At 43.7% G+C, this 13,046-nt stretch carries 15 protein-coding genes; 3 read left to right on the top strand and 12 right to left on the bottom strand.

The window, feature by feature from the left end:
* Positions 1 to 97: 97 nt before the first annotated feature.
* The 11 genes from SUN_RS03790 to fabI all read right to left on the bottom strand — a co-directional run bounded on the left by SUN_RS03790 (position 98) and on the right by fabI (position 10,866).
* Positions 98 to 655, bottom strand: coding sequence for an MBL fold metallo-hydrolase (locus SUN_RS03790; protein ID WP_011980419.1), 558 nt, complete (start codon positions 653 to 655; stop codon positions 98 to 100).
* On the bottom strand, positions 655 to 3,024 hold the full coding sequence (locus SUN_RS03785; protein WP_050748032.1) for an AAA family ATPase: 2,370 nt from the start codon (positions 3,022 to 3,024) through the stop codon (positions 655 to 657). Before SUN_RS03785 ends, SUN_RS03790 begins: the two co-directional genes overlap by 1 nt.
* Complete coding sequence (locus tag SUN_RS03780) at positions 3,008 to 4,129, bottom strand: metallophosphoesterase family protein (RefSeq protein ID WP_011980417.1); 1,122 nt, start codon at positions 4,127 to 4,129, stop codon at positions 3,008 to 3,010. Before SUN_RS03780 ends, SUN_RS03785 begins: the two co-directional genes overlap by 17 nt.
* 254 nt (positions 4,130 to 4,383) lie before the next feature.
* Positions 4,384 to 4,653 (bottom strand): hypothetical protein, encoded by a 270-nt coding sequence (locus SUN_RS03775; protein ID WP_011980416.1) that lies wholly within the window; start codon positions 4,651 to 4,653, stop codon positions 4,384 to 4,386.
* Positions 4,653 to 4,922 (bottom strand): hypothetical protein, encoded by a 270-nt coding sequence (locus SUN_RS03770; protein WP_011980415.1) that lies wholly within the window; start codon positions 4,920 to 4,922, stop codon positions 4,653 to 4,655. Before SUN_RS03770 ends, SUN_RS03775 begins: the two co-directional genes overlap by 1 nt.
* Before the next feature lie 128 nt (positions 4,923 to 5,050).
* Positions 5,051 to 7,147 (bottom strand): helix-hairpin-helix domain-containing protein, encoded by a 2,097-nt coding sequence (locus SUN_RS03765; protein WP_011980414.1) that lies wholly within the window; start codon positions 7,145 to 7,147, stop codon positions 5,051 to 5,053.
* Positions 7,148 to 7,177: 30 nt separating this feature from the next.
* Entirely contained in the window at positions 7,178 to 7,516 is a 339-nt protein-coding gene (locus SUN_RS03760) for a hypothetical protein (protein WP_011980413.1), read from the bottom strand.
* Between the two features lie 49 nt (positions 7,517 to 7,565).
* Positions 7,566 to 8,840, bottom strand: a complete 1,275-nt coding sequence (locus SUN_RS03755; protein WP_011980412.1) for a CAP domain-containing protein — start codon at positions 8,838 to 8,840, stop codon at positions 7,566 to 7,568.
* Positions 8,841 to 8,856: 16 nt separating this feature from the next.
* On the bottom strand, positions 8,857 to 9,648 hold the full coding sequence (locus SUN_RS03750; protein WP_011980411.1) for a TrmH family RNA methyltransferase: 792 nt from the start codon (positions 9,646 to 9,648) through the stop codon (positions 8,857 to 8,859).
* A complete protein-coding gene (locus SUN_RS03745; protein ID WP_011980410.1) occupies positions 9,641 to 9,979 on the bottom strand; it encodes a four helix bundle protein in 339 nt (112 codons plus the stop codon). The genes SUN_RS03750 and SUN_RS03745 overlap by 8 nt, the downstream gene beginning before the upstream one ends.
* A 59-nt stretch (positions 9,980 to 10,038) precedes the next feature.
* Entirely contained in the window at positions 10,039 to 10,866 is an 828-nt protein-coding gene (gene fabI, locus SUN_RS03740) for an enoyl-ACP reductase FabI (protein ID WP_011980409.1), read from the bottom strand.
* 82 nt (positions 10,867 to 10,948) lie between these two features.
* Between fabI and SUN_RS03735 the strand changes: the two genes are divergently transcribed.
* The gene (locus tag SUN_RS03735; protein ID WP_011980408.1) at positions 10,949 to 11,443 is read left to right on the top strand and encodes an asparaginase domain-containing protein; all 495 of its coding nucleotides are present in this window, start codon (positions 10,949 to 10,951) and stop codon (positions 11,441 to 11,443) included.
* A gap of 57 nt (positions 11,444 to 11,500) precedes the next feature.
* Entirely contained in the window at positions 11,501 to 11,896 is a 396-nt protein-coding gene (locus SUN_RS03730) for a hypothetical protein (protein ID WP_011980407.1), read from the top strand.
* 51 nt (positions 11,897 to 11,947) lie between these two features.
* Here the strand turns inward: SUN_RS03730 and SUN_RS03725 are convergent, their stop codons facing one another.
* Complete coding sequence (locus SUN_RS03725; protein WP_041672669.1) at positions 11,948 to 12,133, bottom strand: hypothetical protein; 186 nt, start codon at positions 12,131 to 12,133, stop codon at positions 11,948 to 11,950.
* 127 nt (positions 12,134 to 12,260) lie between these two features.
* On the opposite strand from SUN_RS03725, the gene SUN_RS03720 reads away from it, so the two are divergent.
* Positions 12,261 to 13,010, top strand: coding sequence for an endonuclease/exonuclease/phosphatase family protein (locus SUN_RS03720; RefSeq protein WP_011980406.1), 750 nt, complete (start codon positions 12,261 to 12,263; stop codon positions 13,008 to 13,010).
* Positions 13,011 to 13,046 lie beyond the last annotated feature (36 nt).

Raw genomic sequence — 13,046 nt, 5'->3', positions numbered from 1 at the left:
TTTACTCCTTGGCAAAAGCTTCACCAAATGGGTGAAAGTGTTTAGTGTCGCTTTTGTCTTTCTTTTCCCCTATTTTACGATACTTCTTCTTTTATGGTTATTTTCTATTTACGGATTTGGGTTTAAGTAGCTTTTTTAATTTATCTTCAGTAGGCGATAAAATAATAAACTTCATATCTTCTATTTCTTTAATCATACCTGACTTTATAAGTTCAATGTTGCTAATACGATTCTCTAAAAGATATTGTTCAAAAGAGACTCCTTGTTTTATACTTGTATCTGGATTATATTCTCCTTCCAGTGTATAATTATTTTCATCTGCTTCTTGACTTTCAAAATACTTATTTATGACTACACCCGAATTAAACCATACAGATTGAACTAAATTTTTAGCATTTGCTATATCATTATCAAACCATTTCAAAACACCACCAATATGATCGTCATCTAAATGTGTAATTATTAACAAATCTATCTTCTCATCTTTGGATTTAATATAATCAATGATATCTTTTAATTCTCCATACTGCTTAGGTCTTCTGGGTCTTTTGGAACTATATGTTGCACCCGTACCAGTATCAATTATAATATTTTTTCCATGATATGAAATATATATTGCATCACCATTATAAGCTTTTAAAAATTTTATTTCCATCACAACTCCACCACCCTCTCAAACATCTCCTTAATCTCACTCTCATGAGAAATTAGAAATATCTGCCGGTACTGCTCTTTGATGGTATGGAATGCCTCCATGATCTCAAAACGCCGCTCTTCATCCTGTGAGCCGAACACCTCATCAAACGCCAGGAAACCAACCCCACCGCTGCCGCTAAGCTCACTCAGCGTCTTGGAGATCGCAATGCGCAGCACGAGGTTTGCCAAATCCACCTCCCCACCGCTGAAACGCTCTATGGGGTACTTGACACCGTCATCGTAGATGAAAAAGTCAAACTCATCGCTTACTTCGATGTGCTGATATTTCCCTCGGGTGATTGTCGCGTACATCTCGGAAGCCAGCTGGCTGATGCGTGGGGAGATTTGGGAGTTGATCTTGTTTTTGAACTCACCCATGAAAGCTTTGAGCTTGTCATAATCGCTTTTGTCATCGAGCTTGACCTGGAGCTGCTTTTTTTGCTCTTCGTTTCTGGCAAGTTTGCTTTGGAGTGTCTTTATCTCGCCTTCAATTCCTTTGAGCTTGACCCTCTCATCTGAAAGCGCTTTGGCAAGATCGTCTTTCTCTTTGCTCACCTTGGCATAGAGTTCTGACTGTTTTTCATGCTCTTTGGCATCGTAGCTGTGCGCTGCTATGGCTTTTTCCTGCTTTTTGATCTTCTCCTCACTCTGAGTGATGCCTGACGCTATGGCCTTTAACTCATTTTCAAGTGCCGGTATCTGGGCAATGAGCGTGGAGAGTCCGATGAGCTCTTTGTACTTGGACTCCAGTTTTTCCTTTTTTGCCAACGCTTCTTTATGCGCCTCTTCGTCGTACTTCACGTCTTTAAGCGCTTCAAGTGCCTGTTTGTTACTTAGTCCTTTTGCCGTAATCTTTTTGAACTCTTCTTCTTTGTCAGCGAGTGTCTTTTCATCGGCTTCCAGCACACGAAGATCACCGCTTAGTTTTTGTAAACTCTGTTCAAGTTTGGTCTTTGTCTCCTGTTCTTTTGCCTTTGCATCTACGACTGCTTTGAGCTCATGCTCTCTTTTGGCGATCTCCTCGTTGTGGAGCTTCTCTATTGTCTCTTTGAGTGTAGCAATCACATTGTCATACTCATCGAGCAGGGGGCGGGTGCAGGTGGGGCAGTCCGAACCCTTGCCGATGGATTCGATCCTGGCTACCTGTTTGTTGGTATTTTCGATCAGGCCGTTGTATTTGGCGATCTCCTCTCTGAGTCTGCTCTCTGCGGCTTCTATCTCTTTGAGCTTTTGCGCAGATGCTTGGAGCAGTCGGTTCTTTTCAGCCTGTTCTTTGAGAAGTTCCGGCTTGGCTTCGAGCTTTTTCCTGAGGGCCTGTATCTCTTTTTTGGCATTCTCATACTGCTCACGCAGTGCAACCTGCTCTTTCTCCAAGCCCTCTTTTTTCAGTAACAGCTCTTTTTGCTTCTGCAGTTTAGCGATCGTTCCTGCAAGTGCTTTGTACTCATCGATAAGATGTTTCTCTTTTTCGTACTGAGATGCTTTGGTCTGCAGCTCTTTCAGCCCTTTTTGCCCCTTTTGCAGATTGGATTTTTGATCTTCCAAGCCTTTTTGAAGCAGGGCAAGATCGGAGTTCAGTTTGGCAAAGTCCTCCTTGAGTTTTTGCAATGCTTTGAGCGTCTTATCGAGTGCATCGAGCTCACGGCTCTTGGCTTGAAACTTTTTCTCTATCTCGGCTACCTCTTTTTGCAGTGCTCCCAATGCTTTAGTGAGGCGCTCTTTTTCCTCTTCAAGCCTCCTTACCTCTTCACCCGAAAGCAACACCCCACTGACAGCCTCTATCTCATTTTTCAGGACTCTGAGTTTCATCTTGATATCGGTTTCTATCTTGTCTATCTTCTCGAGTCCTAGAAGCTTTCGGATGATCTTTTTGCGATCTTCGTTCTTCAGACCGCTGAGGGCGGTGAGCTCCTTTTGTGACGCGAAGACCGTATGCATGAACGCCTCTTTGGTCATGCCGATGAGCCTGATGATCTCTCCCGTCACCCCTTTGGCACTCTCTGCCAACAACACATCATCCCCATCGTACAAATAGGCTTTGGCCACCAGGGCTTTTCCACGCATCTCACGCACAACCTTGTAGCTCTCGCCATCTATCTCAAACTCAAGCGTCACCTTGACCGGTTCTTTGACATCTGCCTTGGCATAACGAATGGTCTCTTTCTCTCCGCGTACATCTCCGTAGAGCGCGAAAGTGATCGCATCGAAGATGGTCGATTTGCCCGAACCATTACGCCCGATGATCCCCGTGAGCCCTTCGGCAAAGTCCAGAGAGAAGTCCCGGTATTTTTTGTAATTTTGCATATGGAGGCTAGTGAGTATCATCATCCAACTCCTCATAGTGTGCAAAGAGTGCTTTGGCTTTGGCGGTCAGCCTCTCCTGTTCTGCCTCATCCTCCACGCTCTTCTTAATGTGCGAGATAAAGTACGCTTCCAAAGAAACAGACTCGATATCACCTTCGAGTTTCTCCCCCTCCACTGCTTTAAACTCACGCTTGACCTTCACATGAAGCGCCTTGTCAAAAAGTTCGTTTAACGCTTTGTTCGTAATGTCTATGGAGCTTGAAACACTCAGGTTGAATAGCCTGACCTCCACAAGCGCATCTTCTATCTCTGTCAGGTCAAGTGCGGCTGTCTCTTCTTCATAACGTTCAGCATCGATGCTGAAGCTCAAAGATCTCCTCAGGGGTATCGTGTGATGCGATATCTCCAGACCTTTGGAAAAGTCCAGCAGGACATACCCTTTGTCCTCCCGCTTGTCACTGCTGCTTGTCCGTTCTGTGGAGCCGGCATAGTAGACATTGGGGTGTTTGCCCACAGCACCAAACCCGTGCCAATGCCCTAAAGCCACATAGTCCATCTTCTCAAAAATATCTTCACGCGCTTTGGGATAGACCCACTCCCCGAACTCATGCATGAGGTAATGCGCGCCGACCGAACAGTGCATCATCAATATGTTCTTCTTTGCACTGTCAATACCAGCCTCGATCTTGTCCAGTTCCCCTTCGATGATCCGCTCATCGTTGATATGCGGCAAAGCATGAAAAACAATATCGTCAAAGACCACCGGCTCATAATGCTGTTGAAAAACAGCATGCACGTTATCAAGTGTTTCCAGGGCTTCAAGGATAGGTGAAGAGGTAGAAGTACGCGGAGTGGAGTGGTTACCAGCAATTACCACAAGAGGAATATCCTCTTTTTCAAGACGTTTGAGCTGTGTCAGGGCAAAGGTAATGGCACGATTGGAAGGAGAAGCACGGTGAAAAAGGTCTCCCGTGTGAATGGCATAGTCGGGTCTGCTGTCAATGATGGCATTTATAACATCTTCAAATGCTTTATAAAAGTCCGCTTCACGCTGGTTGATACCCTCTTCGTTGGTAATATCCAGATCACTGAAACCAAGATGCGTATCTGAAAAGTGTATGATCTTCAATATTCAAGTCCAATTGTTTTTATATATTCTATAGGAAAAGTCATATTAAGTATTTCACACCTCTTTCAAACTCAACCCTACCTTGTTCTTCTCCAAATCAATACTGATGACCTCAACCCTAAAGAATATGAGGTGATGCTAATGTCATCATATTGACCACTATCCAATCCTAGATTTCTCCACCAATTTCCAGTAATATACTTAAGGTATACCTTCTTCAAGTTCTTTTGACTTTAGCTTCGCAATGTCACTTGTTATAACTTTAATTCCAACTTATTAGTACTATAGTTATGCACCAATGACTGAATAATACTCTGATACGAGATACCAATATCTTTTGCTCTTTGTTTTATGAAGTCAAGGTCTGAACGTTTTAAATTTATACTGATTTGTTTTTTTTCATTAAGATACTCTAGTGTATCACCTGCCATTGTTTTTATGGCTTCATTATCAAAATCTACAGTTTCTGGTTCATTTTGTTCCAGTCCATCCAGTAGCTCTAACTCTTCATCTGTATACTTCATTACTTCTCCTTTGCATATTTTTTGTGTAATTTTCTACTTGGTATAATGTTTTTCAAAAAAATATCATCTCCATCAAACACATAAGGTACATAATGCACATACCCTCCAAGTTCAATAACGTAGATATATTGATTTGGATATTTATCTACATTGGGGTGTTTATAGTTATCTAACACACCATTTTCTTTCATTTCAGATAACACATCATCAAAAGAAAAACCTCTTTGAGATTTTAAAGTGCTGTTTTTATCTTCGTTCCATTTATACATAAATAACCTTATTTAGTTATATGATCATTATATTATATATATATTTATTTGTCAAACCTAATTAGTTCTTCATCTTTAAAAAGATTTTATCGATGTCAATATCGGTACCTATGGCAATTTGACATATTTTACACGTCCTTCAAACTCAACCCCACCTTGTTCTTCTCCAAATCTATACTTATCACCTCAACACGAGGCAAGTATTGATTCACACTCAATACTTCCAAAGGATGTTTGATGCGTTTTTGACTCATCTGGGAGATATGTATCATCCCGTCATTTTTTAGTCCTATGTCTACAAAAGCGCCAAAGTCGGCGATATTTCGTACCACACCTGAAACGATACTTCCTTCACGTAGTGCATTGATGTCTGTAAGTCCTTGCTTAAAAGGAATGCTGGGTAGCTCTTCTCTGGGGTCGAAACCTGGCTTGGCTAACTCTTTAATAATGTCCAGCAGAGTGGGTTCACCAACCTTTAGCTCCTCAGCGATTTGCCTTGTATCGCTCAGGTCATCATATTTTTCTAAAGCTTTTGCCACGGCATAACTCTCTGGGTGTATGCCTGAGTTATCGAAGATACTCTTGCCTTCACGTATACGCAAAAACCCTGCTGCCTGCTCATAGGCTTTTGCGCCAAGGCCCTTGACTTTGAGTACTGCCTTTTTAGAGTCAAATGTCCCTTCGCTCTCACGATGTTTGACGATATTTTCTGCCACTTTCATCCCTAGCCCTGCCACATAAGACAACAGCGAAGCAGAAGCAGAATTCACGTCTACTCCTACAGCATTGACCAGACTCTCTACCCCTTCATGGAGTTTACGCTCCAGGAGCTTTTGGTCGACATCGTGTTGGTATTGCCCTATACCCAAAGACTTGGGGTCTATCTTGACCAGTGTTGCCATGGGGTCACGCACCCTACCGGCAATGGAGATGGCACCACGTATGGTGACATCCAGGTCTGGATACTCCCTGGCTGCTATGGCTGAAGCAGAGTAGACGGATGCCCCTGCTTCGGATACTACGGTGTATGGTATGGTCACACCATCACTGTTAAGCTTGGCAAAAAATGCCTGGGTTTCATTCGAGGCAGTACCGTTACCTATGGCTGCACCTTGGATATTGTACTTTTTTACCAGCTTGACTACCACATCACGAGATTTGTCATATTCATCTCGTGGGGGTACAGGGTAGATGACTGCATGGTCAAGGTATTTACCGTTTTCATCGATGACTGCCAGTTTGCACCCTGTACGGTATGCCGGATCCACACCCATAAGTACTTTACCCGTCACGGGAGGGGTCATAAAAAGCTGTGCCATGTTCTTACCAAAGACCCCTATGGCAGCCGCATCGGATTTTTCTTTAAGCAGGGCAAAGACTTCACGTTCTATGGAGGGGTACAGCAGTCGTTTAAAACCATCTTTGTACGCCTCTAACAGTAGCGTCTTTGAGCTTCCCATATAATCACGAAGTTTATAGCGTTTGAGTGTCTCCAGATAACGTTCTGTATCTATGCTAAGTTTGACAGAGAGTTCTTTCTCTTTCTCTCCACGCTTGATGGCAAGGTAACGGTGTGAAGGGATATAGGCTATCTTCTCCGTATGAGCCTTGTAGTTTTTAAAACTTCCATTTTCTGTAAAGTGCTTGGTGGCTTTAACTTCTATGTTTCCATGGCGCTGTACCATTTGGCGAAGCACTTCCCTCTCTTTGGGCTGTTCGGCATAACGCTCCGCCACGATATCCTGTGCCCCTTTGATAGCATGGGCTACATCTTTCACTTCACCACGTACAAAACGTTTGGCTTCAGACATGAAGGCTTCTTTACTTAGCTTGGCAGACTGTAGGATATTGGCTAATGGCTCCAGCCCTTGTTTCATGGCTGTGGCGGCACGAGTGTTCTTTTTTTCTTTGTAGGGTCTGTAGATGTCTTCCAAGGCAGTCATCGTCTCTGCATTTTCTATACTGTTCTTTAACGTACTTCCTAATTGTTCACGCTCTTTAAGAATATGGAGTATCCCCTCTTTGCGCTCCAACAAACGCTTAGCAGACAAATACACATCATGAAATACCCGCAACTGATCATCATCAGCTCCACCAGTAAGCTCTTTACGGTAACGTGCAATAAAAGGGATGGTATCACCTTTGTCCAAAAGCATTAGAATATTTTTGATCTGATTTTGGTTGAGGGTGGTTTTTTTCACTAAAAGTACTGTGAGATTTTGCATGATCATCCCTTGATGTAACCCGGATTATAGCTATTTTTTATCTATATCCTCAACAGACTTTTCCAGTTTCTTAGCCACGTGGTCTATTTCCCCAAGAAAATGCTCGATCTTTTCACCCAGTTCGGCTATGAAATTTTTGGTCTTCTTCAGATCGATATCGATATGTTCATTATCGACTTTGATACCGACACTGTCATCGAGGTCTATCTTGCCTTCCGAGATGTCATTTTCCATCTTTTGGGCTTTTTGTTGCAGTTTATCCTGCAGGATGAGGAAGAAGTCTTTGGTTTTTCTTATATCGATATTTATATTGTCCTCACTGACATCCACGCCGATCTTTTTAAACAGTTCTTCTTTTTCTTTAGGCATAGAGCGTATCCTTTTTTAGGACTATTATATCACAAGGCAGGCAGATCTGTTACTGTACCTTCACGTGCACCGTTCGTGAAGCGCTCGTGATATCGAAATCCTGCGTACCTTCCGGCATGGCTGAAATCTTTAGGGTATGGTTGTCCACAAAAGTAATATCAACATCGAGAGGAAAACGGATATCGTTGATGATATCATGCGGGCCGAGGGGTCGAAAATAAAGCAGATGGGCCCGAGTCGGGTCAAGGCGAATCGTCTCTTCCCTTTTTGTGATGATATGCATTTTTTCCGTTGGCTTCTGTGTCTCAAATGACCAAGATAGATGCTTTTGGCCTTTGGGAGTACAGTAAACTATCTCCGCACGGTACCGTGTACCGTACTCCAGACGTTCAAGAGGGAAAAGTGCAAACTGGTTTGCTGTGAACCGTTGATGAGGATCGCTTCGTTTGTCCATGAAACGTACATTTTGGAGTTCTTTCCCATCCTGGGTAAAGAGTTTGAACGACACAAGGTCAACTTTTTTGAAGTAGTAGTCGTTGAAGACCACAGAGACAGGAAAACCACTTACTTCATAGTCAGGCAGTGGGTCAGGGACTTCACTGTAAAAGGCTGGCGGCACCTCTTCCTGCCCGTCATACGGGTAGAGAATAATCTTTGGATTATGCTGCTTGTTGTAGTTCTGTGCCCTTTTGAATTTCTTTTCGGCAATACGGTGTTGGGGGTCACGGCAGACTTTATAGACATATCTGCCGCTCCCTTTGAAGCCTGGTGTGTTGCAGAGCATTTCAAGCTCGCTGTTTCCCATCAGATAGACAAAAGCACTTTTTGTACTGTCTGAGGGCTTTTGTGTAGCACCAACACCAATCTGGTCGATAGCAGGGTCGAGAAAGCCGAAACGGTGGTAAATAGCTGAAAAGAGACCGTCGATGGAGCTTTTGCCGCTGTTGTTCTTGGTTGAGAGGTTTTCACTTACAAACGAAGAGTCGTAGCCTGCCTTCAGTGCCCTCTGCATTGGTGTAGCTCCCGTAAAACCTCTATGTCCGGGAATCTCTGCATGGGCTGATTCGTCATTGGCTATAAGATAATCCGCATGTGCCTGCGCCGCACGGTCGAGTTTTTCATTTTCCGAGAGTGTTGACATTCCCATGGACTGGCGTATCTCGTTCACATAGGCACGTGCTTCACTCTTCTCGTAGGCCATATCCATAGGGCGTGTCTGTTTGATGACGACCTCGGAAGCAGAGGCAGCAAGATCGTTCTGCAGACTTTCCCAAAAAAGATAGGATGCTGCCAGAAGTGCCAACAGAACCGCTATAAGACGCATCGCTTTCCTCTCTTCCCTACAAAAAAGCCAGCAGTGAAGCCGTGACTGCAACATTGAGTGACTCTACTCCGCGCTGCATGGGTATGGCAATGGAAGCATTGCAAAGTTTTTCAACAGCCGGGCTGACTCCTTCACTTTCATTGCCGAGTACAAAAATAGTTTTCTCGCTGTAAATCTGCTCTTTGTAACTTTTGTCTGCATGCGATGAGAGTGTATAGAGTGAAGCACCCTCTTTCCTGAAATGTTTCAAAGTCTCTTTCAAGTTTGAGGTTTTGATGATGGACATCTTGAAAAGTGTACCGACAGACGCTTTGATAACCAGTGGAGAGATCTGCGCTGCACCTTTGGTCGGCAGAAGGATCGCATCGATATTCCCTGCGGCACAGGAACGAATGATCATCCCCAGGTTCTGGGGGTTCGTCACCCCGTCAAGTGCGATGATACGGTAGTTTATGTTTTTCGATATGAAATCTTTCTCATCTCCGAAATGCTCCAGAACAATGTCAAGTGCCACCCCCTGGTCCTGTTTTGCATTTTTGGAGATACGTGAGAGAGAGGCTTTGTCATGGTACTGTACTTCTATACCACGTTTGGAAGCGATCTTTTTCATCTGCTCCAATACCGGAGCATCTTTATTGGACTTTGAAAGGTGGAGTTTATGGATGGTAATGTCCGGGTCCTCCAATGCTTCCAATACAGCATTGCGCCCGTAAATAGTCAAGACCTTGTCAAAGAAAGCCTTCTTCTTTAAATATTCATCCGAGTCCTGATGAAAGCGTTGAGTGTTAAGCGTTGAGCGTTTAGGCATAGTTCTTCTTTAGGCCGATAAGCATACGTGAAATTTCATTAAGCTCTTTTATCCAAGCCAACCCTGTCTCTTTATTAATATAACCTATCTCGATACCGATGTAAGTTTGCGTAATCAGTTCTGCATTTGATCCACGGGCAATTTCAATGAAACGTACTTTTTCTTTATCGGATTCTTTTTCCAAGCCTTCAGCGATATTGCTTGCAATGGAAAGGGAGCTTCGTGTTATTTGATCTTTAAAACCAAAATCTTTACATTGTGCGAAATTTTTATAGACCTCTACACTCAAACGGCAACTTCGTTTCCATACATCCAGTCTCTCACAACGCAAACAAATCTCCCTTCTTAACGCTAAACGCTAAATTCTCAACACTTCAAAATAGCAATTGCCTATTTTGACTCCCCGTTCCACGCAATATGCGGTTTGCCATTCTCATCGAACTCGACAGCAGGCATTCCCATAATGTTGTATCCGCCGTCCACATAGTGAATCTCACCCGTTACAGCTGAAGAGAGGTCTGAAAGCAGATACATTCCCGAATTCCCCACCTCTTCGATGGTCACATTCTTTTTCAGCGGCGCGTGTGCCGCATTCCATTTAAGCATGAAGGAAAAATCACCTATTCCCGCAGCAGCGAGTGTTTTGATAGGCCCTGCCGAGATGGCATTGACCCTGATGCCGTCCCTGCCGAGGTCTTCTGCGAGGTATTTGACCGTCATTTCAAGTGCTGCTTTGGCTACGCCCATCAGATTGTAGTTCGGTATATACTTCTCCCCGCCGTAATAGGAGAGCGTCAGGACGGAGGAGTTGTCGGAAAGTATGGGCTTGAGTTCTCTCGTGATCTCGATGAGAGAGTAGACAGAGATGTCCATGGCCACATCGAAGGCTTCTTTGGAGATGTCCACAAAGCGTCCGCTCAGTCCTTCTTTTGGCGCAAATGCGATCGAATGTACGATGAAGTCGATCTTTCCCATATCTTTCTCGAGTGACTCTTTGAGCGCTTTGATCTCTTCGGGTTTGCTGACATCACAAGGGTACAGTCTTGCTCCACATCCAAGGTCTTCGGCTATGGGAGCCAGTTTCTGTTCGAAACGCTCGTTAAGAAATGTGATGGCCATTTCCGCACCCTGTTCCTGACAGGCTTTTGCAATACCGTAAGCGATGGATTTTTTGTTGGCGATGCCAAGAATGACACCTTTTTTACCTTTCATGATCATACGTCATACTCCTTTGGAAATTGGAGTATTTTATCATCATTGAGGTAAAATGTAGAACGAGTATAGAAGATTAGGGTAAAAAATGCAGAAAATACTGATAATAAGCACAGGCGGTACATTCAACAAGATCTACGATCCGATCGTGGGAGATCTTATTGTCGAGAAAAGTTCCAAAGCAGTAAAAGAGATCGCATCAAAGTGGTTGAGCAGATTCGAAGTACTCAGTATCATAGGGAAGGATAGTCTTGCCATGACGAACCAGGACAGACTGGAACTTCTTTCAGTTGCTACCCAGACAGAACATGAAAAGATCATCATCATCCACGGTACCGATACTATGCATGTCACAGCCGAATACCTTGCAGAGGTAGAGATAGAGAAAAAGATTATCCTGACAGGAGCGATGGTACCCTACAGTATCGATCCCGTCGAAGCAACAGCCAACCTTACTTCTGCACTGGGTTATATGCAGCTTCTTGAAGAAGATGGTGTCTATACCGTAATGAACGGCCTTTTTGCTTCCTATGACAAGATCGTGAAAGATAAATCAAAAGGTAAATTTGTACGTAAAAAGTAGAGTACATTTATGATGATTGGATATAATAGCGACAATAAAATCATAGAGGAAAATGACATGAAATTAAGACTATTGGCAGCAGGGATAGCTGCATTGGCCCTCTCCGGCTGTACGAACAACTCGATGGTTCCTTCCTTCTCCCCGTCTGCACCTGCTCCGGCACCCAAAGCACCAGTAGTACAGAGGACGGACTACGCGCATGCGTCTCCTGAAAAACAGGACCGTTTCCATGAAGATATGATCGCTGTAGCAAAGAGCACAAAGAGTGATCCAAACTACCACAGAATGGCTCTGGATACTCCCGAGCGTAAAGCCTGGTTCAAAGACCTCATGTACAAACTCTGGGATGGACAGATCAGCAAACAGCAGTTCATAGCGGAAGGTGTCAGTAAATACCCCAATCACCAATATGAGTTTGAATTTGTCGCCAATGGATTTGAGCAAAGAAAATAGACTTTGCTTTTTACTCAGGTCAAGAACCACTTGACCTGATCTCTTTTTTAATTATCGTTCTCTTTTTTTATCGTTCTCTTTCTTGGGAAGAAATTTTCCACACCCTTTTTGAGGTGTTCCCCCAAAACTTCTGACTTCTCTTGCCGTACCGTTCTCATAGATCACCGTTCTTTGGCAATTCGGGGCTTCCACACACTCTTCGTTACTGCATCCTACATCTTCAGGGACTTGTGCCATTTATCATCCTTATTATAATTAAAATTTGGATGAATTATACATAGTTAAAGTAAATATTCGTGTTAGAATCAGTATAATTTGATACAAAAAGGACTAAAACTATGATTGCAATAGCTGCACCTCTATCATGATACGCTTTTTACCCTCCGTTCTCCATCATAAAGCCTGTGGGAAACAGTGCAATTCCTATTTCCCGGAAACCTTTACTCTGCTCTGCTGGAATGTACATAAGAAGAACCAAACAGACCCTGCCTTCAGTACTTTTTTGAAAAAGTTGCTCAAGAAAAAAGATCTCTACCTCTGTATGTTCCAGGAAGCGGAATTCAGAGGAGATACGTTTACTATTGATGATTGTGCCTACGATGCGGCGGCGAACCTGCAGGTCAAAGATACCTTCTATGGTGTACTCACAGCCTGCAGAACTGAATCAAACTCAGCAAAAGCCTACCTATCGAACAGTCAAGAGAGTCTCGTGGGGCCGCATAAAAGTCTACTTTTGAGTACCTACCCACTCAGAGAGAACATTACCCTGCTGATTCTCAATGTTCATGCTATCAATTTCAGGGAAAACAGCAGTTATGAAAGGGAACTTGAAATTTTTGCCGAGAAAGTAAGGACACACGAGGGACCGATGATCGTTGCCGGTGACTTCAATGCCTGGAACAAGAAGCGCATGGAAGCACTGCAAAAACTCCAGAATGAGCTCTCGTTGGAACGAGTAACATTCACGAAAGAAGACAATGTCAAATCATTTATGGGATATCCGCTGGATTTCGTACTCTACCGGGGCATGGAATGTACAGCCAAAGAGGTGATCTCGGATCATGATATTTCCGATCACCATCCGCTGCTTGTCAGCTTCCGTACAATGAGGTAATTCAATCTGATCGGTGCGTGGTTACGCACCCTACGC

The organism is Sulfurovum sp. NBC37-1, from assembly GCF_000010345.1.
GTDB lineage: Bacteria > Campylobacterota > Campylobacteria > Campylobacterales > Sulfurovaceae > Sulfurovum.
The sequence above is the reverse complement of the archived record's forward strand: the minus strand, read 5'-3'. Positions and strand labels throughout refer to the sequence as shown.

Coding starts and splice junctions, on each gene's coding strand:
- SUN_RS03775 (WP_011980416.1), bottom strand. CDS start 4,653: ATGAAGTATACAGATGAAGAGTTAGAGCTACTGGATGGACTGGAACAA.
- SUN_RS03730 (WP_011980407.1), top strand. CDS start 11,501: ATGAAATTAAGACTATTGGCAGCAGGGATAGCTGCATTGGCCCTCTCC.
- SUN_RS03735 (WP_011980408.1), top strand. CDS start 10,949: ATGCAGAAAATACTGATAATAAGCACAGGCGGTACATTCAACAAGATC.
- SUN_RS03790 (WP_011980419.1), bottom strand. CDS start 655: ATGGAAATAAAATTTTTAAAAGCTTATAATGGTGATGCAATATATATT.
- fabI (WP_011980409.1), bottom strand. CDS start 10,866: ATGATCATGAAAGGTAAAAAAGGTGTCATTCTTGGCATCGCCAACAAA.
- SUN_RS03770 (WP_011980415.1), bottom strand. CDS start 4,922: ATGTATAAATGGAACGAAGATAAAAACAGCACTTTAAAATCTCAAAGA.
- SUN_RS03725 (WP_041672669.1), bottom strand. CDS start 12,133: ATGGCACAAGTCCCTGAAGATGTAGGATGCAGTAACGAAGAGTGTGTG.
- SUN_RS03760 (WP_011980413.1), bottom strand. CDS start 7,516: ATGCCTAAAGAAAAAGAAGAACTGTTTAAAAAGATCGGCGTGGATGTC.
- SUN_RS03750 (WP_011980411.1), bottom strand. CDS start 9,648: ATGCCTAAACGCTCAACGCTTAACACTCAACGCTTTCATCAGGACTCG.
- SUN_RS03785 (WP_050748032.1), bottom strand. CDS start 3,024: ATGATGATACTCACTAGCCTCCATATGCAAAATTACAAAAAATACCGG.
- SUN_RS03765 (WP_011980414.1), bottom strand. CDS start 7,147: ATGCAAAATCTCACAGTACTTTTAGTGAAAAAAACCACCCTCAACCAA.
- SUN_RS03755 (WP_011980412.1), bottom strand. CDS start 8,840: ATGCGTCTTATAGCGGTTCTGTTGGCACTTCTGGCAGCATCCTATCTT.
- SUN_RS03720 (WP_011980406.1), top strand. CDS start 12,261: ATGATACGCTTTTTACCCTCCGTTCTCCATCATAAAGCCTGTGGGAAA.